This window comes from Pseudoduganella flava (assembly GCF_007830495.1).
Taxonomy (GTDB): Bacteria; Pseudomonadota; Gammaproteobacteria; order Burkholderiales; family Burkholderiaceae_D; genus Rugamonas; species Rugamonas flava.
The window spans coordinates 433471-454004 of sequence record NZ_VLKW01000004.1; the positions used below are offsets into that span (position 1 = coordinate 433471).

At 66.7% G+C, this 20534-nt stretch carries 24 protein-coding genes; 13 read left to right on the forward strand and 11 right to left on the reverse strand.

Features of this window, described 5'->3' with window-relative positions:
- Positions 1-7 precede the first annotated feature (7 nt).
- A complete protein-coding gene (locus IP92_RS13590) occupies positions 8-733 on the forward strand; it encodes a glutathione S-transferase (RefSeq protein ID WP_145875666.1) in 726 nt (241 codons plus the stop codon).
- Positions 730-1581: a DUF1444 domain-containing protein gene (locus IP92_RS13595; protein ID WP_145875667.1), complete on the forward strand. Its 852-nt coding sequence runs from the start codon at positions 730-732 to the stop codon at positions 1579-1581. Before IP92_RS13590 ends, IP92_RS13595 begins: the two co-directional genes overlap by 4 nt.
- On the opposite strand, the gene IP92_RS13600 is transcribed toward IP92_RS13595, so the two are convergent.
- Positions 1582-1782 carry a heavy-metal-associated domain-containing protein gene (locus IP92_RS13600; RefSeq protein WP_145875668.1) on the reverse strand — a complete coding sequence of 67 codons (201 nt, stop codon included), beginning with the start codon at positions 1780-1782 and terminating at the stop codon, positions 1582-1584.
- Between the two features lie 80 nt (positions 1783-1862).
- On the opposite strand from IP92_RS13600, the gene IP92_RS13605 reads away from it, so the two are divergent.
- Positions 1863-2303, forward strand: coding sequence for a VOC family protein (locus tag IP92_RS13605; RefSeq protein WP_145875669.1), 441 nt, complete (start codon positions 1863-1865; stop codon positions 2301-2303).
- On the opposite strand, the gene IP92_RS13610 is transcribed toward IP92_RS13605, so the two are convergent.
- Both IP92_RS13610 and IP92_RS13615 read right to left on the reverse strand, forming a co-directional pair.
- Positions 2278-3030 (reverse strand): LytR/AlgR family response regulator transcription factor, encoded by a 753-nt coding sequence (locus IP92_RS13610; protein ID WP_145875670.1) that lies wholly within the window; start codon positions 3028-3030, stop codon positions 2278-2280. The two genes, IP92_RS13605 and IP92_RS13610, sit on opposite strands and share 26 nt — an antisense overlap.
- 4 nt (positions 3031-3034) lie before the next feature.
- A complete protein-coding gene (locus IP92_RS13615) occupies positions 3035-4153 on the reverse strand; it encodes a sensor histidine kinase (protein WP_229418756.1) in 1119 nt (372 codons plus the stop codon).
- Positions 4154-4292: 139 nt separating this feature from the next.
- Here IP92_RS13615 and IP92_RS13620 point away from each other — a divergent pair, with 139 nt between their 5' ends.
- The gene (locus IP92_RS13620) at positions 4293-5183 is read left to right on the forward strand and encodes an alpha/beta hydrolase (protein ID WP_145875671.1); all 891 of its coding nucleotides are present in this window, start codon (positions 4293-4295) and stop codon (positions 5181-5183) included.
- Between the two features lie 238 nt (positions 5184-5421).
- Here the strand turns inward: IP92_RS13620 and IP92_RS13625 are convergent, their stop codons facing one another.
- The 3 genes from IP92_RS13625 to IP92_RS13635 form a co-directional block, all read right to left on the reverse strand.
- Complete coding sequence (locus IP92_RS13625) at positions 5422-7227, reverse strand: PhoH family protein (RefSeq protein WP_145875672.1); 1806 nt, start codon at positions 7225-7227, stop codon at positions 5422-5424.
- A gap of 239 nt (positions 7228-7466) precedes the next feature.
- The gene (locus IP92_RS13630) at positions 7467-7910 is read right to left on the reverse strand and encodes a peroxiredoxin (RefSeq protein ID WP_145875944.1); all 444 of its coding nucleotides are present in this window, start codon (positions 7908-7910) and stop codon (positions 7467-7469) included.
- 129 nt (positions 7911-8039) lie between these two features.
- A complete protein-coding gene (locus IP92_RS13635) occupies positions 8040-8414 on the reverse strand; it encodes an Mth938-like domain-containing protein (protein WP_145875673.1) in 375 nt (124 codons plus the stop codon).
- Positions 8415-8578: 164 nt separating this feature from the next.
- On the opposite strand from IP92_RS13635, the gene IP92_RS13640 reads away from it, so the two are divergent.
- From IP92_RS13640 to IP92_RS13650, 3 genes are all read left to right on the forward strand, one after another.
- The gene (locus tag IP92_RS13640; protein WP_145875674.1) at positions 8579-9808 is read left to right on the forward strand and encodes a pyridoxal phosphate-dependent aminotransferase; all 1230 of its coding nucleotides are present in this window, start codon (positions 8579-8581) and stop codon (positions 9806-9808) included.
- A 64-nt stretch (positions 9809-9872) separates the two neighbouring features.
- On the forward strand, positions 9873-11195 hold the full coding sequence (locus tag IP92_RS13645; protein WP_145875675.1) for a homoserine dehydrogenase: 1323 nt from the start codon (positions 9873-9875) through the stop codon (positions 11193-11195).
- Between the two features lie 65 nt (positions 11196-11260).
- Positions 11261-12037 carry an APH(3')-II family aminoglycoside O-phosphotransferase gene (locus IP92_RS13650; protein ID WP_229418757.1) on the forward strand — a complete coding sequence of 259 codons (777 nt, stop codon included), beginning with the start codon at positions 11261-11263 and terminating at the stop codon, positions 12035-12037.
- 91 nt (positions 12038-12128) lie between these two features.
- On the opposite strand, the gene IP92_RS13655 is transcribed toward IP92_RS13650, so the two are convergent.
- Positions 12129-12941 carry an AraC family transcriptional regulator gene (locus IP92_RS13655; protein ID WP_145875676.1) on the reverse strand — a complete coding sequence of 271 codons (813 nt, stop codon included), beginning with the start codon at positions 12939-12941 and terminating at the stop codon, positions 12129-12131.
- Between the two features lie 88 nt (positions 12942-13029).
- On the opposite strand from IP92_RS13655, the gene IP92_RS13660 reads away from it, so the two are divergent.
- Both IP92_RS13660 and IP92_RS13665 read left to right on the forward strand, forming a co-directional pair.
- The gene (locus tag IP92_RS13660; protein ID WP_145875678.1) at positions 13030-13284 is read left to right on the forward strand and encodes a hypothetical protein; all 255 of its coding nucleotides are present in this window, start codon (positions 13030-13032) and stop codon (positions 13282-13284) included.
- Entirely contained in the window at positions 13281-13895 is a 615-nt protein-coding gene (locus IP92_RS13665; RefSeq protein WP_260071102.1) for an MSMEG_1061 family FMN-dependent PPOX-type flavoprotein, read from the forward strand. Before IP92_RS13660 ends, IP92_RS13665 begins: the two co-directional genes overlap by 4 nt.
- A gap of 196 nt (positions 13896-14091) precedes the next feature.
- Here IP92_RS13665 and IP92_RS13670 read toward each other — a convergent pair whose 3' ends face one another.
- From IP92_RS13670 to IP92_RS13685, 4 genes are all read right to left on the reverse strand, one after another.
- Positions 14092-14406, reverse strand: a complete 315-nt coding sequence (locus tag IP92_RS13670) for a BON domain-containing protein (protein WP_145875680.1) — start codon at positions 14404-14406, stop codon at positions 14092-14094.
- 222 nt (positions 14407-14628) lie between these two features.
- Positions 14629-16011 (reverse strand): sigma 54-interacting transcriptional regulator, encoded by a 1383-nt coding sequence (locus IP92_RS13675; protein WP_145875682.1) that lies wholly within the window; start codon positions 16009-16011, stop codon positions 14629-14631.
- Positions 16011-16592: a hypothetical protein gene (locus IP92_RS13680; protein ID WP_229418758.1), complete on the reverse strand. Its 582-nt coding sequence runs from the start codon at positions 16590-16592 to the stop codon at positions 16011-16013. Before IP92_RS13680 ends, IP92_RS13675 begins: the two co-directional genes overlap by 1 nt.
- Positions 16582-18003, reverse strand: coding sequence for a HAMP domain-containing sensor histidine kinase (locus tag IP92_RS13685; RefSeq protein WP_145875683.1), 1422 nt, complete (start codon positions 18001-18003; stop codon positions 16582-16584). The genes IP92_RS13680 and IP92_RS13685 overlap by 11 nt, the downstream gene beginning before the upstream one ends.
- A gap of 466 nt (positions 18004-18469) precedes the next feature.
- Between IP92_RS13685 and IP92_RS13690 the strand changes: the two genes are divergently transcribed.
- The 4 genes from IP92_RS13690 to IP92_RS13705 are packed head-to-tail and all read left to right on the forward strand — an operon-like array spanning position 18470 to position 20533.
- Positions 18470-19213 (forward strand): beta-ketoacyl synthase chain length factor, encoded by a 744-nt coding sequence (locus IP92_RS13690; RefSeq protein WP_145875685.1) that lies wholly within the window; start codon positions 18470-18472, stop codon positions 19211-19213.
- The gene (locus IP92_RS13695; RefSeq protein WP_145875952.1) at positions 19203-20006 is read left to right on the forward strand and encodes a lysophospholipid acyltransferase family protein; all 804 of its coding nucleotides are present in this window, start codon (positions 19203-19205) and stop codon (positions 20004-20006) included. Before IP92_RS13690 ends, IP92_RS13695 begins: the two co-directional genes overlap by 11 nt.
- Positions 19999-20253: a phosphopantetheine-binding protein gene (locus tag IP92_RS13700; protein WP_145875687.1), complete on the forward strand. Its 255-nt coding sequence runs from the start codon at positions 19999-20001 to the stop codon at positions 20251-20253. Before IP92_RS13695 ends, IP92_RS13700 begins: the two co-directional genes overlap by 8 nt.
- Before the next feature lie 10 nt (positions 20254-20263).
- Positions 20264-20533, forward strand: a complete 270-nt coding sequence (locus IP92_RS13705) for an acyl carrier protein (protein ID WP_229418759.1) — start codon at positions 20264-20266, stop codon at positions 20531-20533.
- Position 20534 lies beyond the last annotated feature (1 nt).

Sequence of the window (20534 nt, forward strand, 5' to 3'; positions counted from 1 at the left end):
AGGTGCAATGGAACCCTACATCCTGTACTACTGGCCGACGATCCAGGGCCGCGGCGAATTCGTGCGGCTGGCTTTGGAGGAGGCGGGCGTGCCGTACCGCGACGTGGCGCGCGGCACCAAGCAAGGCATGGCGCAGCTCGAGGCCGCGCTCGATTTCGCCGGCGAACCGCAGGCCGCGTTCGCGCCGCCGGTGCTGCGCGCGGGCGAACTGCTGATCGGGCAGACGACGAACATCCTGCTGTTCCTGGGCGCGCGCCACGGCCTGGCGCCGCGCAGCGAGAAAGGGCGGCTGTGGTGCAACCAGCTGCAGCTGACGATCGCGGACATCGTCGCCGAGGCGCACGACTCGCACCATCCGATCTCGGTGAACAGCTACTACGAGGAGCAGAAGAAGGAAGCGCGGGCACGCTCACGCTACTTTCGCGCCGAGCGCATCCCGAAATTCCTGGGCTACTTCGAGAACGTGTTGCAGGCCAATCCGGCACGGGGCAATTTCGCCGTGGGCGCGAAGCTCACCTACGTCGACCTGTCGCTGTTCCAGCTGGTCGAGGGCTTGCGTTATGCGTTCCCGAAGACGATGATGCAGCTGGCGCCGCAGTGGCCCCGGCTGACCGCGCTGTGCGACATGGTGCGCGAACGGCCGAACATCGCGGCGTATCTACGCTCGAAGCGGAGGATTCCGTTCAACGAGGATGGGATCTTCCGGCGCTACCCGGAACTGGAGAAGAATTGAAACGTTCGGTCACCCTTGCCGCGCTGGCGGCGCATTGCCTGTTCAACGCGGCCCATGCGGCCGCACCCGAGCCGGCGGCCTTTACCGCCGACGTCGCCCAGCGCATGCGTGCAGCGCTGCCCGGCCAGCAGGTGGAGATCCTCCAGCCGCTGCGCCTGCGGGTCGGCTCGCTGCGGGTCGGACTGGACACTCCATGGCGCACCTGCACCACCGCCGAGGCGAGCTGCGACGAAGAGTTGCAGGCGCTGGTTGGCGCCGTCAAGGAAGCGCTCGCGCGCGAAGGCAAACTGCCCGACAAGGCAGCGCTGGAGCAGGGTGTGCGGCTAGCCGTGCGGCCGGCGGAGTACGCCACGCAGGTGGGCCGGATGCTGGGAGCGCAGGGCGTGAAGCTGGTGACGGCGCCACTCGCGGCCGATCTCGTTGTCATCGCCGTGCTAGATACCCCACAGGCGACACGGCCCGTGACGAGCGACGACCTGGCGCGCACCGGACTCGATGCGGCCGCCGTCCTGGCGCTGGCGCGGGCCAACACGGACCGCGAAGTGCCGCCGCTTGCCGGCAAGGCGGCACCCGTGGAGGCCGGCCAGATCCAGCAGCTGACGCTGGGCTACTACACGGCGTCGCGCCTTGCGTTCGCGCCGCAGTGGGAAGCGCTGGCGCAGGCGCAGCACGGCGCGCTGCTGGTGATGGCACCGGCGCCGGACCTGCTCCTGTACAGCGCCGGCGATACGCCGGCCGGCATCGATGCGCTGCGCACCTACGGCGCGAACCTCGCGCGCCGCGCACCGAAGCCGTTGTCCGACCAGGTGCTGCGCTGGACCCCGGCCGGGTGGCAGGCGGTACGCTGATCAGCGCGCGCTGGTGACGGGATAGCCGGCGTCCACAATGGCCGCCTTGACGGCGTCCAGCGGTGCGCCGGACTGCACCTTCACCTGCTTGCCGGCCAGGTCCACGGCGACCTGGGCGCCGTTGTCGAGCGCCTTGACGGCCTTCGTCACGCTGGCCACGCAGTGGCCGCAGCTCATGTTTTCAACTTGCAGTTCGTACATGCGATACTCCTTTCGTTGTCGATGCGCGTACTGTAATCCTACCTGCCGGGGGAAGGTCAAGCGCGCCCTGAAAGGAATCGATGAAACAGGCCATCGTGCACATCGCCCTCGTCGTGCGGGATTACGACGAGGCGATCGACTTCTACGTCAACAAGCTGGGGTTCGAGCTGCTCGACGATACCTACCAGCCGGCGCAGGACAAGCGCTGGGTCGTCGTCGCGCCACCCGGCGGGGTGGGCACGACGATCCTGCTGGTCAAGGCCTCCAAGCCCGAGCAGGAGCCGTTCGTCGGCAACCAGGCGGGCGGGCGCGTGTTCCTGTTCCTGAACACGGATGACTTCTGGCGCGATGTCGCCCGGCTGCGCGAGCATGGCGTGCGCTTCGTGCGCGAGCCGAAGCAGGAGGACTACGGCCTCGTCGCCGTGTTCGCGGACCTGTACGGCAACCTGTGGGACCTGCTGCAGATGAATGCCGACCACCCGATCGCGCGGCGGTTCACAGCGCCGCCTTCAGCTGGTTGATGTAACGCTCGCTGACGCTCACCTGCGCGCCGCAGCGCAACGTGAGGCGCCAGCTGCCGTCGCCCACCGTCTCCAGCGCGGCGATCTGGTCGCGCCGCACGATCGCGCCGCGGTGCACGCGCAGGAAGCGCGCCGGGTCGAGCAATCCCTCCAGGCGATTCAACGTGATCCGGTGCAGCACCGTGCGCGCGGCCAGGTGTAATTCCGCGTAATTGCCGGCCGCGCCGATCCACAGGATGTCGGCGACGAGCACCTGCTCGATGCGGCCGACGGAGCGCACGTTGACACGGTCCACGTAGCCGCCGTCGGCCGACTCCACGTAATGGCGCAGCGCGGCGCCATAAGCCTCGCGCTGGCGGTGCCGCAGCATCGCTTCGGTGCGCTCGATGGTGTGCGCGAGGCGCGCGTCGTCCAGCGGCTTCAACAGGTAGTCGAGCGCATGCACCTCGAACGCGTCGACGGCGTGGCTGCTGTATGCCGTGACGAAGACGATCAGCGGCGGTTCGCGCAGCCGGCTGATTTCACGCGCCAATACAAGGCCGGATTCGGACGGCATCTGGATGTCGAGGAACAGCAGGTCGACGTCGCCAGCTGCCAGCGCGGCACGCGCGGCGGCGGCGCTGTCGCACTCGGCCGCCAGGGTCCAGCCGGGCTGGCCGGCCAGCGCGAGGCGCAGGTTGGCCCGGCCCGGTTCCTCGTCGTCGACGATCAGGTAGCGCACCGGCATCGCGTCAGTCCGTCAACGGCAGGCGCACTTCGGCGACGAAGCGGCCGTCATGCGGGCCGGCCGTCAGCGTCGCGGCGGGATGCATCAGCCGCAGCCGGTCGCGCGTGTTGGCCAGGCCCAGGCCCGCGCCGGGGTTCGGCGAGCACGCGGCGCCCAGCGGGTTCGAGACCAGCACGCGCAGCGCGCCCGGTTCGCGGGCGAACGCGACGCGCAGGTCGCCGGGGCCGTCGTGGCAGTCGAGGTCATGGCGCAGCGCGTTCTCGATCAGCGGCTGCAGCAGCAGCGGTGGGCAGTCGACCTGGTGCAGCGTCTCGTCGTCGCCGTCGATGTGCACGCGTAGCCGCTCGCCATAGCGCAGCCGCTGCAGGTCGAGGTAGTCGCGCACGAAGCGCAGCTCGTCGGCCAGGCTGGCCGTATTGTGCACGCTGGCCGTCAGCGCATAGCGCAGCAGCGCGGACAGGCGGGCGATGCCACCCAGCGCCACCTTGCCGTCGCCGGCGCGCACCAGGGCGCTGATCGCGTTCAGCGCATTGAACAGGAAGTGCGGCTCGAGCTGGGCGCGCAAGGCGAGCATGCGCTGCTCCTCCAGCGCGAGGCGCAGGTTCAGCATGTCGTTCTGGGTGCGCTGCCAGGCCAGCTCGCGTTCCTTGGCCTGGCGCCAGTAATGCATCGCGAGGATGGCGGCGAAGGTGGCCGTGGTCGTGAACCAGCCGACCAGCAGCATCTTCAGCATCAGCCGTCTCACGTCTTCCAGGCTGCCGATCACGAGGTAGCCGCGCAGCCACGCGATGTACAGCCATTGGGCGGGCTGGAACAACAGTACGAGGCCGACGAACAGCGGCACCACGTTGCGCGGCCGCGCCACAAGGCCCGGCCAGCGCGCCAGCACGGTCGAGAGCACGAAGGACAGCACCATCAGCGGGATCGCGTACTCGACGAACCACGTGGCCAGCAAGGTGCCGTAGTGGCTCTCGACGCCGGTGCGCAGGTTGTCGCTGTACGTCTGCAGGGCGCCGAGCGCGCTGATGGCCGCCCACACGAGCGTGCCCAGCGCGATCGTGCGCCAGGCCGGCCGGATGACGGAAGCGGAAGTGGCGGCGGGCAGGGCGTGGTCGGCATTCATCGGCGAAAAGTATAGCAGCGGGCGCCGTTGATCCCGGGCGGGGCCGTCCCGCGGCGGCGGGATTTGGTCACACGCGGGTCCGCAAACGGTGTGGCAGGCGGCAGAATCGGGCGCTTCACCATTGACAGGAGATTGACGATTGAATGCGCTGCGAACCTTGCTGCTGCTGTGCTGCCTCGCCACCAACGCGAACGCGGCACCGCCCACCTACGAACTGACGAATACCGAGGTGCGCGACATCCACGCCGCCGCGCTGAAGCGCGATTACCAGGTATTCGTCGCGCTGCCGGACTCTTACCGCGACTCGACGCGACGCTACCCGGTCGTGTTCGTGGTCGATGCCGACTATGGCTTCGCCGTCACGCGCAATATCGCGCAGCGGCTGCACAAGCATGCACGCATGGAGGAAGTCATTGTCGTGGCCCTGTCGTACTCGCGCGGCGACTCGCCCGTCTACAGCCGCACGCGCGACTACACGCCGACTGTGCCGCGCGGCAGCGCTCGCAAGCAGGATCCTTTGGGCCGGGCATTGGTCTCCGGAGAAGCCGCCGCCTATGCCCGGTTCGTGACGGGCGACGTGTTTGCGCTGGTCGCCGCGAACTACCGTGCCGACATGCGCCGCAAGATCTTCGTCGGCCATTCGTATGGCGGCTTGCTCGGCCTGGAGATCCTGTTCACGCGGCCGGACGCTTTCCAGCACTACATCCTCGGCAGCCCGTCGCTGTGGTTCGACCGCGGCGTGATGTTCGACCGCGAACGTGACTACGCGGCCGCGCACAAGGACTTGCCGGCGTCCGTCTTCTTCGGCATCGGCGCACGCGAGACGCTGGCCCGGGGCCGCAAGCGCTCCCGCGCGGAGGAGGAAGCCGACATGGTCGCCGACCTGCGCGAATTCGACCAGGCGCTCGCGTCGCACCGCTACCCCGGCCTCACGACGCGCGTGAAAGTCTTCGCCGACGAAGACCACGCAAGCGTGTTCCCGCTCGTGCTGACGCACGGCCTGCGCGCCTGGTTGAAGTCAGGGAAATAGTTTCCAAAATTCGGGGACTGTCCCTCGTTTTTGGAAACAAACCCCGGAAAATTCGGCTGTCCGAAAGAGGCGCCATAAAAACCCTTTCAAGCAAGCGAGGCGGCCGACGGTCATTCAGTTCGTTGCCAAAAACGAGGGACAGTCCCCATCCGGGTTTGTGGTGGATATGCCACCTTCGGGCGGCAATAAAAAACCCCGCCGGCTTGCGCGGGCGGGGTTTAGCGGGGAGCGGTGGGGCTTACAGCACGTCGCTGGCGTGGTCGGCGAGGCGGGAGCGTTCGCCGCGGGCCAGGGTCACGTGACCGCTGTGGGACCAGCCCTTGAATCGGTCGACGACGTACGTCAGGCCGCTCGAGCCTTCCGTCAGGTACGGCGTGTCGATCTGCGCGATGTTGCCGAGGCAGAGGATCTTCGTACCGGGGCCGGCGCGCGTCACCAGCGTCTTCATCTGCTTCGGCGTCAGGTTCTGCGCCTCGTCGATGATCAGGAACTTGTTGACGAACGTGCGGCCGCGCATGAAGTTCAGCGACTTGATCTTAATGCGCGAGCGGATCAGGTCCTGCGTCGCGGCGCGGCCCCATTCGCCGGCGTCGTTGTCGGACTTGTTCAGCACTTCGAGGTTGTCGTCGAACGCGCCCATCCACGGGCCCATCTTCTCTTCCTCGGTACCCGGCAGGAAGCCGATGTCCTCGCCGACCGGCACCGTCACGCGCGTGACGATGATCTCGTTGTACAGCTTCGTCTCCAGCACCTGCGCCAGGCCGGAAGCCAGTGCCAGCAGGGTCTTGCCGGTACCGGCCTGGCCCAGCAACGTGACGAAGTCGCATTCCGGATCCATCAGCAGGTTGAGCGCGAAGTTCTGCTCGCGGTTGCGGGCGGTCACGCCCCACACGTTGTTCTTGCTGTGGCTGTAGTCGCGCAGCACGCGGATCACGGCCGTCTTGCCGTTGATCTGCTTGACCTGGCCGTAGAACGACGCCTCGCCGTTGTTCGGTTCCAGGTACACGAACTGGTTCACCAGCAGCGACGGCACGAACGGCCCCGTCACGCGGTAGTACGTGGTGCTGTAGCCGTTCTTGCTCTCGGACCAGCTCTCCATGTCCTTGCCGTGCTTGGTCCAGAAGTCGTCCGGCAGCTGCACGATGCCGGAGTACAGCAGGTCCGTGTCTTCCAGCACGTGGTCGTTGAAGTAGTCCTCGGCGGGCAGGCCCAGCGCGCGCGCCTTGATGCGCATATTGATGTCCTTCGACACCAGCACGACGGCGCGGCCCGGCTGCTCCGCTTCCAGCGAACGGACGACGGCCAGGATCTGGTTGTCCGCCTTCCCTTGCGGCAGGCCTTCCGGCAGATCGGCGATCTGCAGGCGCGTCTGGAAGTACAGGCGGCCCTTTGCATCCTTGTTGCCCAGCTTCGCGAGCGGGATGCCTTGTTCGATCGCGTCGTCGTCCGTGTTGGCGACCAGCGCGTCGAGCGTGCGCGATACCTGCCGCGCATTGCGCGCCACTTCGGACATGCCCTTCTTGTGGTTGTCCAGCTCTTCCAGGGTCATCATCGGCAGGTACACATCGTGTTCCTCGAAGCGGAACAGCGACGTCGGGTCGTGCATCAGCACGTTCGTGTCGAGCACGAACAGCTTCGTGCCGCCGATCTGGTCCGCATGGCGGCTCGTCGACGACTTGATGTTGACTTCGACCGGCTTGTGCTTGGCCGGATGGGGAGCCTCGGCCTTGATCGGCGTGACCTTCGCGCGCGGCGCTTTCGCCTCGACGGGGGCGGCTGCGGCGACCGGCATCTCGACGGGCGCGGCGGTCTTCGCGGCACCCTTCTTCGCGGCGGCCTTCTTCGGCACGGGCGGCAGCGGCTCGGCCATCACGGGCGGGGCGACCGGTTCGAGCACGGCCACCGATTTGGCTGCGCGTGCGGTTTTCTTCGAAGGTGCCGTGTCATGTTCCGGGAACGGCACCGGATTGGCGCCGCTGGCCTTCGGATAATCTTTCGCCAGCAGCAGCGTGGCCGGCTTGGTAGGCAGTTTTGGCAGTGGCATCAGGATCTCGTCTTAAAAAGGTACGCCATGGCCGGCACGGGCCATGGTGACAATGGAAACGCAGTGGTAAATGCGGCGGATGCCAAGAGGGCAGGAACCTGCCCGGATAGCGGGTGAGCAGTGAGGAGAGGAGAACGCTGTTGACTCAAAATCTACGCTGTCGCAATCGCGGTATGTTGCGCGGTATGTTGCGCGGTAAGTTTTATAAACCGGAATCGGCGACGCGCCGGGCACAGTGCCTAGCCCCGGCGCGCTACAAATTCCAGCACTTCATCGACGTGACCGGGTACCTTCACGCCACGCCATTCTTTCACCAACCGGCCGTCAGCGTCAATCACAAACGTGCTGCGCTCGACACCGCGGACTTCCTTGCCATACATCTTCTTCATCTTCATCACGCCGAACGCCTGGCACACCGCCTCGTCCGGGTCGGAGATCAGCTCGAACGGCAAGCCCAGCTTGGCCTTGAATCCTTCGTGCGAGCGCAGCGAATCGCGGCTCACGCCATACACTTCCGCGCCGGCCGCCTTGAACTGGTCGTGCAGGTCGCGGAATGCCATGTTTTCCGTCGTGCAGCCGGGCGTGTTGTCCTTCGGGTAGAAGAACAGCACCGTCGACCTGGCCGGACGGCCGGACAGCGTGAACGTGTGGCCGCTCGTCATCGGCGCGGAAAAATCGGGCAGCGGGGCGGTGTTCGGGGTGTCGGACACTCTGGATACTCCTGGAAGCGTTGGTGATTGCCTTGATCGACTGGGTACGAAGCGGGCAAGATGCCCATCCGATATGGGGTCAGGATGAGCTGAAACAAGTGATTATTTTTCCACGATGAGCGCGAGCAGCGCCTTGCGCCCTTCGCCCATCAGGATGTTGTAGGTGCGGCAGGCCGCGTTCGTGTCCATGCACTCGACGCCGATGCGGCGCGCCGTCAGCGGCGCGGACAGGCGCGGGTGCACGAAGCGCTGGCGCTCGCCGGTGCCGAGGATGACGACGTCCGGCGTTTCCGCCAGCAGCGTTTCGAAGTGCTCGACGGTCAGGCTCTCGAACGACGCCACGGGCCACGGCTGCGGCGGCTGCTCGGGCAGCACCACCAGGCTGTAGTCGTAGGGCTGCGCATTGATCTCGATGCCGCCGTCGAAGTAACCGGTCACGGTCTGGTATTGCTGGGTATTGCTGGAGTGGAGCTTCATGGATATCGCTCGTATCTGGTCGCGAACAGGTCCTATTGTACCGTTTTGAGCAGAAGGCAGGCCAACGCGCCCGCCATCGGTTGCCTAAACGATCTTTATTCGGCAGAATGGGTTATTTTCGCAATGCAGCAAATGCGCGCAGTAAATACGTCCGGGGATTGATTTTGCGACCGATTCAGAAATCGAACAAGCTGGCAGAAGTCTGTTATGAAATCCGTGGTCCCGTGCCGGAAAAGGCCCGGCAGATGGAGGAAGAGGGCCACAAGATTACCAAGCTGAACATTGGCAACCTGGCCCTGTTCGGCTTCGATCCGCCCGACGAGATCGTGCAGGACATGAAGGTGCAGTTGCCGAACGCGGCAGGCTACACGGATTCGAAAGGCATGTTCGCGCCGCGCAAGGCGGTGATGCACTACACGCAGGAAAAGAACATCGCCGGCGTGACGATCGACGATATCTACCTGGGCAACGGCGCCTCCGAGCTGATCGTGATGGCGATGAACGCGCTGCTCAACAACGGCGACGAAGTGCTGGTGCCGGCCCCGGATTATCCGCTGTGGACGGCGGCCGTCAGCCTGTCCGGCGGGCGCCCCGTGCACTACATCTGCGACGAGCGCCAGGACTGGTACCCGGACATCGAGGACATGAAGAAGAAGATCACGCCGAACACGCGCGCGATCGTCGTCATCAACCCGAACAACCCCACCGGCGCGCTGTATCCGGACGAGGTGCTGCTCTCGATCATCGAGCTGGCGCGCCAGCATCAGCTGATCATCTACGCCGACGAAATCTACGACAAGGTGCTGTACGACGGCGCGCAGCACACGTCGCTCGCCTCGCTGTGCGACGACGTGCTGTGCGTGACGTTCAACGGCCTGTCGAAGAACTACCGCGCATGCGGCTACCGGGCCGGCTGGATGGTCGTCTCGGGCGAAAAACGACATGCGAAGGACTACATCGAGGGGCTGAACATGCTCGCGTCGATGCGCCTTTGCGCCAATGCACCGGGCCAGTTTGCCATCCAGACTGCGCTCGGCGGCTACCAGAGCATACAGGATCTGGTCGGCCCCGGCGGGCGGCTGCTGAAGCAGCGCGACCTCGCGTACCAGCTGCTCACCGAGATCCCCGGTGTCAGCGTGGTGAAACCGAAGGCGGCACTGTACATGTTCCCCCGCCTCGACCCGAAGATCTATCCGATCGCGGACGACCAGCAGTTCGCCTACGACCTGCTGGCCGAAACGAAGGTCCTGATCGTCCAGGGAACGGGCTTCAACTGGATCGCGCCGGACCACTTCCGTGTCGTGTTCCTGCCCAACACGGACGACATGACGGAAGCTTTCGGGCGCATCGCGCGCTTCTTCGAAAGCTACCGCCGCCGCCATGGACACAACTGAGGACACGGCTGACCGATCAACCCGGTGTGCGGCAACGCCGCGCGCCCGTTACTGACGCTGAAACATGAAATCGATAAAAGTAGGATTGCTCGGAGTGGGCAATGTCGGAGGCGGTACCTTCGACGTCCTGAAACGCAACCAGGAAGAGATCCGCCGCCGCGCCGGCCGCGGCATCGAGGTGGTGGCCGTGTCGGCCCGCAACCTCGAGCGCGCGAAACAGCGCACCAACGGCGAAGTGCGCGTCGTGGCCGACCCGTTCGAGATCGTCAACGATCCGGCGATCGACATCGTCGTCGAACTGATCGGCGGTTACGACACGGCACGCGAACTGGTGATGCAGGCGATCGCGAACGGCAAGCACGTCGTCACCGCCAACAAGGCACTGCTCGCGGTGCACGGCAACGAGATCTTCAAGGCCGCCCAGGACAAGGGCGTGATGGTGGCGTTCGAAGCCGCCGTCGCCGGCGGCATCCCGATCATCAAGGCGCTGCGCGAAGGCCTGACGGCCAACCGCGTGCAGTGGCTGGCGGGGATCATCAACGGCACCACGAACTTCATCCTGTCCGAGATGCGCGACAAGGGCCTGGACTTCGACACGGTGCTGAAGGAAGCGCAGGCGCTGGGCTACGCGGAAGCGGATCCCACCTTCGATATCGAAGGCGTGGACGCGGCGCACAAGGCCACGATCCTGTCCGCCATCGCATTCGGCATCCCCGTGCAGTTCGCCAAGGCGCACGTGGAAGGCATCACGAAGCTGGCCGCCATCGACATCAAGTACGCCGAGCAGCTGGGCTATCGCATCAAGCTGCTGGGCATCGCCAAGCGCGCCAGGGTGAACGGCGTGGAAGGCATCGAGCTGCGCGTGCACCCGACGCTGATCCCGGCCAAGCGCCTGATCGCCAACGTGGAAGGCGCGATGAATGCCGTGCTGGTGCAGGGCGACGCGATCGGCGCCACCCTCTACTACGGCAAGGGCGCCGGCGCCGAGCCGACCGCGTCGGCCGTCATCGCCGACCTCGTCGACATCACGCGCCTGGCCACGGCCGATCCGGAACACCGCGTGCCGCACCTGGCGTTCCAGCCGGACGAACTGGCCGACATCGAGATCCTGCCGATGGCCGAGATCACGACCAGCTACTACCTGCGCATGCGCGTGGCCGACCAGCCGGGCGTGCTGGCGGACCTGACCCGCATCCTCGCCGATGCGGACATCTCGATCGATGCGATGCTGCAGAAGGAGCCGGCCGAAGGCGAGACGCAGGCCGACATCATCATGCTGACGCATCAGGCACAGGAGAAGAACGTGCTGGCCGCGATCGCGCGGATGGAAGGCTTGCCGACGGTACTGGGCAGCGTGACGAAGATCCGTCTCGAAAACCTGGCGTAAGCAGCGCTTTTCGCGACACCGAAGGACGGCGCTGCCGTCCTTTTTCATTTGTAATGGAGGATTGCATGATGGATGTTGCGTTGCCCGCGGCGTGGCGCGAACGGCTGGCCGGCTATGCCTGCGCGGCCGTCGATACGGGCTGCTCGGAAGCGTCCGTGTACCGGCTCCAGGCGCCGGGCCGGCCCACGCTATTCGTGAAGACGGAAGAAGCGAGTGCGCTGTCCGAACTGCGAGACGAGGCGGCGCGGCTGCGCTGGCTGGCCGGCGCCGGCATCGCGTGTGCCGCCGTGCTGGACGAGGCCACCGCGGACGGGCATCACTGGCTGCTGCTGGGCGAAGTGCCGGGCCACGACCTGCTGGCGGCGGACCTGCCGCCGCGCGCCAAGGTGCGCGTGCTGGCCGAGGCGCTGCGTGTGCTGCATGCGCTGGACCCGGCCGGCTGTCCGTTCGACCACGGCGCCGCGCAGCGCATCGCGCGGGCCCGCGCACGCATGGAGGCGGGGCTCGTCGACGAGGACGACCTGGACGACGAACATGCCGGCATGGACCCGGCCTCGCTGTTCGCGCTGCTGGAGGAACGCCGCCCGGCGCGCGAGGATCTGGTCGTCACGCACGGCGATGCGTGCCTGCCGAACGTCATCGTGCAGGGCGGCGCGCTGGCCGGCATCATCGACTGCGGCCGGCTCGGCGTGGCCGACCGCTGGCAGGATCTGGCGCTGGCCACGCGCGACATCGCCGAGGAGCTGGGCGACGAGTGGGTCGACGTGTTCCTGGCCGACTATGGCATCGCACTGGACCCGGACCGGTGCCGCTTCTACCGGCTGCTGGACGAGTTCTTCTGAGGAGGCCGGCGGCCGGCGCTCGTATTCCTGGCGGTGTGGATTGGTGATGACGCAATGCTGCACAACGCCTGCTGCCGGGGCAAGCGCCGGCTCATCCGCCTTCGCTCCCTGCCAGCCGCTGCCGGTACACCGCCGGCGTCACGCCGAACGCCTGCCGGAACACGCCGATGAACGCGCTGGCCGTCGCGTAGCCCAGGTCGAGCGCGATCGCGTTGACGGGCAGGCCGGCCGCCAGCATCTCCAGGCCCCTCAGCAGCCGGGCGCGCTGGCGCCAGGCCGAAAACGTAAACCCCGTCTCGGTCACGAAACGCCGGCTCAGCGTGCGGGCGCTGGTGCCGGCCCATGCGGCCCATGCGTCGATGCCGCGCGGATCGGCGGGATCGTCCGCCAGCGCGCCGGCGATCTTCTGCAGGCGCGCGTCGCGCGGCAGCGGCAGGCCGAGCGGCTCGGCTTGCAGCCCGGCGATCTCGTCGACGATCACCTGGGCGATTCGTGCCTGCGGCGGCGGCAGGGCGGCGCGCCGCACCGGCCACCCGGCCGCCCGCCGCACCGCCTCGCGTAGCAGGCCGGACACGCGCACCGTGCAGGCGGACGGCGGCAACGCCCTACAGGCGTCCTCGGCGACATACACGCTCCACCCTTCGAACGTGCCGTGCGAGCGCGCCCAATGCTGCTGGTGCGGCGGCAGCCACACGGCATGGATCGACGGCACCACCCATACGGCATCCTCGACGCCGACGGTCAGCAAGCCGCTGGTCGACCCGAACAACTGGCCACGTGCATGGCGGTGCGGCGGCGAGGCGCGTTCGCGGTTGTCGCGAGCCGTCGCCGCGACCACCAGCGGACCGTCGGGCCAGTCCACGAAGCCGTGCTGGCGGATGAAATCGTCGAGAGAAGTTGGCATGAAAGTGCTATTCCTTGGCAGCTGTGCTTTATAGCCGCCATCGATCGGGATGCTACAGTGACTTCGTCCACATCACAAGGAGAGCATCATGCGAGCGGAAGACATCCTCCCCGGCCATACCGACACGGTCGACCTGCACGGCGTCACGGTGCGCAAGGGCACCGTCGGCGCCTTTCTCGCCAACGCGCTGGCGCTGCGCGATCCGGCCACGCCGCTGGGCCAGCGTGCCGCGGCGCTGCGCGACATCGAAGATGCGTTGCCGGCGCTGGCGGCATTGCGTTTGTTCGACGTGTTCGAACTGCGCGACCCGGAACTGCGTGCATTCGTTGGAGCGCGGCTGTGAACGCGCCTGCCAGCTCGCCCGACCTGGACGCGCTGTATGCGCCGGCCGCGCCGATGATCCGCGAGGCCGTGCGCGATCACCTCGTCGACGTGCATGAAGCCTACCTGAAGGTCGCCACGTTCTTTTGCCTGGCGACGGCGAAGGAGGTGAACCTGGACGTGTCGCCGCGCGGCGGGCCGCCCGGCTTCGTGCACGTGCTGGACCGGCAGACGATCGCCTTCGCCGACTGGCCCGGCAACAACCGCATCGCGTCGCTGCGCAATCTGCAGGGCGATGCGCGGGTGGGCATGCTGTTCCTGTTTCCCGGCTTCGACGCGTTCATGCGCATCAACGGCCATGCGGACATCAGCATCGATCCGAACCTGCTGGCGAGCCTTGCCGAGAACGGCCGTACGCCGAAGACCGCGACGGTCGTCACCGTCAACGAAGTGCTGTTCCATTGCGGGAAAGCGGCCAATCGCGCGAAGTTGTGGGAGCCGGGCAGCCGCATCGAAGCGGGGCAGGTGCCGAGCGTCGGCAAGGTGATCTCCGCGCTGGCGGACGTAGGCGGCATGGATGTCGCGCAGATGGATGCGCATTACGCGCACGCCGTGAAGCACGACCTGTATTGAGCGACCTGTACGGAAAGCGCCGGACAAAAAAAGACGGGCGACACTCGCGTGCGCCCGTGGGAAGGGGAGGTACTTCTGCTACTCTCAGATGCTACTTACTGCCGGTACTACTAAGGTACGGCCCCCGGCAGCAGGGGCCGAATCGGGGTGGCCCGAACGGGGTGATCCGGGCCGAATCGGTTACTCCTGCTCAGGATTACTTGGATGCGACGGTCAGTTCGCTCTTGACTTCCTTGACACCTTCGACAGCCGAAGCGGCCTGGATCGCCTTGGTGCCTTCGTCCGTGCTCGCCACCGTGCCGGTCAGCGTCACGACGCCCTGGTTGGCGCTCACACCGATCTGCTTCTGGTCGGCCAGGACAGCCTTGACCTTCGAGGTCAGTGCGGTGTCGCCCGAAGCGGCGGCGGCGCCTGCCATGGCGGCATCCTGTTGCGGCTCGGCGTAAGCGGTAGCGCCCATCGTCAGAGCAGCGGCAGCCAGCAGGGAAGCGATCAGTTTGGTGTTCGTCATCGTTGAATCTCCATCGTAGTTAAAGGAACGCCGTGTGACGTTGTCCTCCTATGAGCAAACGCCGTGCCAGCTCTAAAAAGCCGTGTGAAATCAACAGTTTGGAATTTCCGGCAAGATTAAATTGCCGGCAAGAATCAGAAAGCGGGGAGGATTGGGCCGGTTTTGTCGCTGTGTGGCGACAGGTACCGGCCCGGCTGGCGCAAGTGCTTGATTTACTTGGTGTTAATCTTGTCGCTCGTCGGCGACAGCGCCGCCGTCGCCGCGGAACTGCGATGCCGTGAGATCGTATTTCGACAGCAGGCGATAGAACTCCGTGCGGTTCCGTTCGGCCAGGCGCGCCGCGTCGGAGACGTTGCCATCCGTGAGTTTCAGCAGCTGCACGAGGTAGTTGCGCTCGAAGCGCTGCTTCGCTTCCGTGTAGCTCAGCACCTCGAGCGTCGGCACGCGCAGCGCGCGCTGCACCAGCGACAGGGGCACCAGCGGCGCCGTCGCCAGCGCGCACACGTGTTCGACCACGTTGTACAGCTGGCGCACGTTGCCGGGCCAGGCGGAGCGCGTCAGCGCCTCCAGCGCGTCCGGCGCGAAGCCGTTGACGGTCTTCTGGTATTTCGCGGCCAGCATCTGCAGGAAGCGCGTCGCCAGCAGGCCAATGTCCTCGCGCCGCTGCGCCAGCGGCGGCAACGTCAGCGTGATCACGTTCAGGCGGTAATACAGGTCTTCACGGAACTGCCCTTCGAGCATCGCGGCGTCCAGGTCCCGGTGGGTGGCGGACAGCACGCGCACGTCGACGGGCCGGCCGGCGTCCGAGCCGAGCTGGCGCACCACGCGTTCCTGCAGCACGCGCAGCAGCTTCACCTGCAGCAGCAGCGGCATGTCGCCGATCTCGTCGAGGAACAGCGTGCCGCCGTCCGCCGCCTGCACGAGGCCTTCGCGGCTCGTCACGGCGCCCGTGTACGCGCCCTTCACGTGGCCGAACAGTTCCGACTCCAGCAGGTTCTCGGGAATCGCGCCGCAGTTGACGGCGATGAACGGGCGGCTGGCGCGGCGGCTGGCGCGGTGGATCGCCCGTGCCAGCAATTCCTTGCCGGTGCCGCTTTCGCCGCGGATCAGCACACTGGCGTCCGATGCCGCCACCAGGCGCGCTTCCGCCAGCAGTTCGGCCATCGCCTGGCTGCGGCTGATGATCTCGGCGCGCCAGTCGTCGTCGCCGTCGCTGCGCGCCGTGGCCGGCGCCGTCAGCGCCAATGCCTGGCCGATCCGCTCCAGTAGCACCTTCGCATCGAACGGCTTGGTCAGGTAGGCATAGGCACCCAGCGTGGTGGCCTCGACGGCGTCCGGAATCGTGCCGTGCGCCGTCAGCAGGATCACCGGCAGGGCCGGGTACTGGCTGCGGATCTGCTGGAACAGCACCATGCCGTCGCGGTCCGGCAGCCGCACGTCGCTGATCACGAGCGCCGGCAGCTCGATCGACAGCCGCGCCAGCGCGGCATCGGCGCTGCCGACGGCCGTCACGCGGTAGCCGTTCGCGGTCAGCCGCATCGACAGCAGGCGCAGCAAGTCATCGTCGTCGTCGACGAGCAGCAGGTGGGGTTTGTCGGCTGCCATCAGCGTGCTCCCGCGGACCCGCCGCTCGTCGGCCGCACCGGCAGTCCCCGCTCGATGGCCTTCAGGGCTTCGAGCGTTTCATTGAGCTGGTCGGTCTTGCGCTGGGTCTCCTTCAATTGCGACGCGAGCCGGTCGGCCACGTCGGACAGCCGGCGCGCCTCCGCGCAATGGCTGGACAGCAGCTGCGCAAACGCGCGCACGCCTTCCGCTTCCGGGTCGGTGGAGCTGGTCACGCTGTCGAACAGCGATTGCGCCCGTGCCAGGTCGCCGCTGCCGCGCGTCAGCATCAGGATCATGCCCATCTGCAGTGTGATCTTCGCGGTGCGCTGCTGCTGCAGCAGGCCCGAAAGCTCCTTCAGCAGCTCGCCCTGCGTCATCTTGCGCAGCGACTGGTGGTAGGCCAGCAGCGGCGCCACCTCGTCCGGCGGCGCCACGGGGGCGACCCGGATCGGCAGCGGCTGCACCGGCGGCGCCGCCGGGTAATGCGCCAGCACGGGACGCTGCTGGGCGCAGGCCGCCAGCAGCAGCGCCGGCAACAGCGCAATCAGCATGGCGTGGTAACGGGTTGGTTCAGTTTTCATAGGGCAGTTCGATACGGAAGTGGGCCCCTGGCGATGAGGGCAGAAGTTGCAGCGTGCCGCCGTGTGCAATCACATATTCGCGGACGATCGACAGGCCGATGCCGTTGCCGCGCCGGGCACCCGGCGGCTGGCGTTCGCCCTGGTAGAAGGGCTCGAAGACGCGCTGTGCGTCGCCTGGCGCCACACCGGGGCCCTGGTCGACGCAATCGATCCGCAGCATGCCGTTGGCCTCTCCGAGCAGGAAGCGCACCGTGCCGCCCTCGGGCGAGAAGCGGACGGCGTTCGACAACAGGTTGCTGGCCACGATCGACAGCTTCGCGGAATCGGCCCACAGCGGCGCCGCGGCGCCTTCGACCATCACGACGAGGCTCTTCGCCTGCCATTGCAGCAGTTGGCTGTCGACGACCTGGCGCAGCAGCGCGCCCACGTCGACGCTTTCGCGCTGCAGGTGCTGGGCGTCGAAACTGGCGGCATTGTAACGCAGCAGGTCTTCGATCTGGTTCTGCAGCGATGCCGTGTTCTGGCGCAGGATCGCGGCGATCTCGCGCTGTTTCGGCACCAGCGGGCCGGCCACCTCGTCCTCCAGCAGCGCGACGCCTTCGACCAGCGCGGCGAGCGGCGTCTTCAGCTCGTGCGAGATGTGGCGCAGGAAGCGCGCCTTGTCCGCTTCCAGGTCGGCGAGGCGCTGGCGCAGCCAGTCCAGGTGGCGGCCCAGGCGGCGCAGGTCGCCCGGCCCCGTGATGTCGATCGGCAGGTCGTAGCGGTTGCCGCCCAGCTGGCCGATCGCGCTCTCGATCTGCCGCAGCGGCCGCGCCAGCCATACGCCGAACGCGATCGCCAGCACGGCAGCCAGCGCGATCGACAGCGCGACCTGTCCGCGCAGGATGTTGCGGCGCTCTTCCAGCTCGTCGACGATGGCCGCGTTGCGCCGGTCCACCTCTTCCTGCACCTGGTGGGCCAGCTCGTCGTTGATGGCCGGCAGTTGCGCCAGCGCCGCATCGAGCCGCAACTGGCGCGCGTTGTTGCGCGCGCGGGGCATGTCGAGCGCCTGCCGGGCCGCCTCGCCGTTGCGGCGCCAGTCCGCGAACGACGCCGGTTCCGCGCCGGGCAGGGCGGCCGCGATCGCGTCCAGCGCCGCTAGCGCATCGCGCCATGCTTCGCCGAAGCGCTCCAGGAAGGCGGGATCGTTCAGCACGAGGAACTGGCGTGCGCTGCGTTCCATCGCCACGCTGCGTTCGGCCAGGCGCTGCGCGTTGGCCGTCAGCGCGATCGCGTCGTTGCCGGCTTCGCGGCTGTGCTGCGCGAGCCGGTCCAGCGTCAGCAGCGCGTGCACCGACGTCGCACTGAGCAGCGCGGCAATGAGCAGGAAGGCAACCAGCGACAGCTGGCGGAACGATAGCTTGATCGGCATGAGGATGCGGGTTGCGTAATGCGATGTTAATGTTGACTAACGAATAATAGTTGAATTCGGGACCATGTTGTTGACCCATTCAACTGCCGGGCAACGGATGGCATTCACCTATGGAAATACTTGTTTCGGAGTGGATTAGTTAATTTGTCGACTGCAATCCCATCCGAGGAAACCCGCGATATTAACGTGACATTTGGTGAGATTTGATGGGATGGCCGGGTTGGTTATCGGCAGAGTTACAAATTCTGCGACGGATTGTGACAATTCGGCGACCTTTCACCGAACATTGACGGCTAGACTTCTGTCCCGTTGCCGTGCGCCAAAATGCAACGCTTGATAGTTCCTTGGGGATATTTTTTTGAATTTCAAGGCAGGGCTCGCTTATAATCCGGACCAGTACCTGCCACAAACCCCATTCGCAGTGGCGCACGTTTTGCAGTAACCACCGCGACGAGGATTTAATCAAATGCACAGGGCAGGCATCAGTTTTTCCATTGTCGGGCATGCCGCATGGGCGCCCGGCCTGGGTACGCCAGACGAGTGGTCCGCATGGGCCGCCGCGCCGTGGCCGATCCCGGCCGAAGGCGAACCGGGCGTGCGTGCGATGCCCGCGATGCAACGCCGCCGCCTCGGCCAACTGGGCAAGATGGCGCTCGACGTCGCCTACCAGGCGCTCGGCGAACATGCCGGCGTTCCCACCGTGTTTTGCTCCCGCCATGGCGAGACCGCGCGCGCGATCGCGCTGCTGGACGATCTGGCCCACGGGGTGCCGCTATCGCCCACCGCGTTCGGCATGTCGGTCCATAACGCCAACGCGGGCATGTTCTCGATTGCGCGCGGCGACCGCGCCAATCATATCGCGCTCGCGGCCGGCAGCGGCACGCTCGAGCATGCGGTGATCGAGGCCTGCGGCCTGCTGGCGGACGGCGAACCGATGGTACTGCTGGTGGCGTGCGAATGCCCGCTGCCCGACATGTTCGCGCCGTTTGCCGACCGGGCCGAGGAGCCGCATGCGTTCGCGTGGCTGATGGCACGCGACGGCGGCGAGCGGCTCGCGCTGGACTGGACGGCGGCCGACGCGGACGAACCGCACGGCGGCATGCCGGGCACGCTCGAAGTGCTGCGCTTTTTTGCGGGCGGCGCGGCGCAACTGGAACGGGTGGCAGGACGGCGCCGCTGGCGCTGGAGCCGCGGTGCGCATGGCGCCTGAGTGGATTGCCCGGCTGGGGCCGCTTGGGCGTTCATGGCGCGTCGCGGCCACCGGGCTGTCGTTTGCGTTGTTCGGGATCGGCGGGCTGCTGCTGCGGCTAGTCGTGTTCCCGCTGCTGTACGTTGCCGTGTGGCGGCGCGCGCGGCGGGTGGCGGCGGCGCGCACGATCATCCGGCTGGCGTTTCGCGCGTATGTGGACGTGATGCGGCTGCTCGGCGTGCTGCGCTACGACGTGCGCGGGCTGGAAAAGCTGGAGCGGCGCGGCTTGCTGATCCTGGCAAACCATCCGACCCTGATCGACACGGTGTTCCTGATGGCCTTCGTGCGCAACGCGGACTGCATTGTCAAGGCTGCGCTGTGGAACAACCCGTTCACGCGCGGACCGGTGCGGGCCGCAGGCTATATCAGTAACGCCGGCAGCGGCGGCGACGGCGGCGACCTGGTGCGCGACTGCATCGCGTCGCTGGAACGGGGCGGCAACCTGATCGTGTTTCCGGAAGGGACGCGCACGCCGGCCGGCGGCGCCATCTGCCTGAAGCGGGGCGCCGCCAATGTCGCGGTGCGCGGCGCGCGCGACATCACGCCCGTCGTGATCCGCTGCGATCCGCCCACGCTGGGCAAGGGCGAGAAATGGTGGCGCGTGCCGCCGCGCCGCGTGCGCTTCTCGCTGGAAGTGCAGGACGACGTGCCGGTGGCACCGTTCACCGACGGCGCGAGCGAAGTGATCGCGGCGCGCCGCCTGACGGAATTTTTGCAGAACTATTTTACGGGGAAGTACCAAGGCCATGCTTGAACAAGAAGTGAAGGAACTGATCATCGACGTGCTCCAGCTGGAAGACATCAGCCCGAAGGACATCGACACGGATGCGCCGCTGTTCGTCGAAGGGCTGGGGCTGGACTCGATCGACGCGCTCGAGCTGGGCGTGGCGCTGCAGAAGAAATACGGCATCTCGCTGTCGGCCGACTCCGAGGATACGCGCCGCCATTTCGCCTCCGTGCGGGCGCTGGCGGCGATGATCGAGACCCATCGCAAGCAATAAGGAGCACACGATGATTGATTTGACCGCAATGAGCAGCGCCGAGCTGCAGTCCTGGGTGATCGACCTGCTGGCCGACATGTTCGAACTGGACAAGGCCACGCTGACGGCCGACTCGAACCTGTACGAAGACCTGGACATCGACAGCATCGACGCCGTCGACCTGGCCGTGAAACTGAAGCAGCTGACCGGCAAGCGCCTGCAGCCGGAAGTGTTCAAGACGATCCGCACGATCGGCGACGTCGTCGACGCGCTGGCCGGCCTGACGGAGCCGGCGGTCTGAC

Excerpts from the sequence above, each read along its gene's own strand:
- IP92_RS13655 (WP_145875676.1), bottom strand. The coding sequence starts at position 12,941 with ATGCCAACTTCTCTCGACGATTTCATCCGCCAGCACGGCTTCGTGGAC.
- IP92_RS13670 (WP_145875680.1), bottom strand. The coding sequence starts at position 14,406 with ATGACGAACACCAAACTGATCGCTTCCCTGCTGGCTGCCGCTGCTCTG.
- IP92_RS13645 (WP_145875675.1), top strand. The coding sequence starts at position 9,873 with ATGAAATCGATAAAAGTAGGATTGCTCGGAGTGGGCAATGTCGGAGGC.
- IP92_RS13590 (WP_145875666.1), top strand. The coding sequence starts at position 8 with ATGGAACCCTACATCCTGTACTACTGGCCGACGATCCAGGGCCGCGGC.
- IP92_RS13625 (WP_145875672.1), bottom strand. The coding sequence starts at position 7,227 with ATGCCACTGCCAAAACTGCCTACCAAGCCGGCCACGCTGCTGCTGGCG.
- IP92_RS13600 (WP_145875668.1), bottom strand. The coding sequence starts at position 1,782 with ATGTACGAACTGCAAGTTGAAAACATGAGCTGCGGCCACTGCGTGGCC.
- IP92_RS13635 (WP_145875673.1), bottom strand. The coding sequence starts at position 8,414 with ATGAAGCTCCACTCCAGCAATACCCAGCAATACCAGACCGTGACCGGT.
- IP92_RS13610 (WP_145875670.1), bottom strand. The coding sequence starts at position 3,030 with ATGCCGGTGCGCTACCTGATCGTCGACGACGAGGAACCGGGCCGGGCC.
- IP92_RS13605 (WP_145875669.1), top strand. The coding sequence starts at position 1,863 with ATGAAACAGGCCATCGTGCACATCGCCCTCGTCGTGCGGGATTACGAC.
- IP92_RS13675 (WP_145875682.1), bottom strand. The coding sequence starts at position 16,011 with ATGGCAGCCGACAAACCCCACCTGCTGCTCGTCGACGACGACGATGAC.
- IP92_RS13660 (WP_145875678.1), top strand. The coding sequence starts at position 13,030 with ATGCGAGCGGAAGACATCCTCCCCGGCCATACCGACACGGTCGACCTG.
- IP92_RS13690 (WP_145875685.1), top strand. The coding sequence starts at position 18,470 with ATGCACAGGGCAGGCATCAGTTTTTCCATTGTCGGGCATGCCGCATGG.
- IP92_RS13650 (WP_229418757.1), top strand. The coding sequence starts at position 11,261 with ATGATGGATGTTGCGTTGCCCGCGGCGTGGCGCGAACGGCTGGCCGGC.
- IP92_RS13685 (WP_145875683.1), bottom strand. The coding sequence starts at position 18,003 with ATGCCGATCAAGCTATCGTTCCGCCAGCTGTCGCTGGTTGCCTTCCTG.
- IP92_RS13680 (WP_229418758.1), bottom strand. The coding sequence starts at position 16,592 with ATGAAAACTGAACCAACCCGTTACCACGCCATGCTGATTGCGCTGTTG.
- IP92_RS13615 (WP_229418756.1), bottom strand. The coding sequence starts at position 4,153 with ATGAATGCCGACCACGCCCTGCCCGCCGCCACTTCCGCTTCCGTCATC.
- IP92_RS13700 (WP_145875687.1), top strand. The coding sequence starts at position 19,999 with ATGCTTGAACAAGAAGTGAAGGAACTGATCATCGACGTGCTCCAGCTG.
- IP92_RS13705 (WP_229418759.1), top strand. The coding sequence starts at position 20,264 with ATGATTGATTTGACCGCAATGAGCAGCGCCGAGCTGCAGTCCTGGGTG.
- IP92_RS13695 (WP_145875952.1), top strand. The coding sequence starts at position 19,203 with ATGGCGCCTGAGTGGATTGCCCGGCTGGGGCCGCTTGGGCGTTCATGG.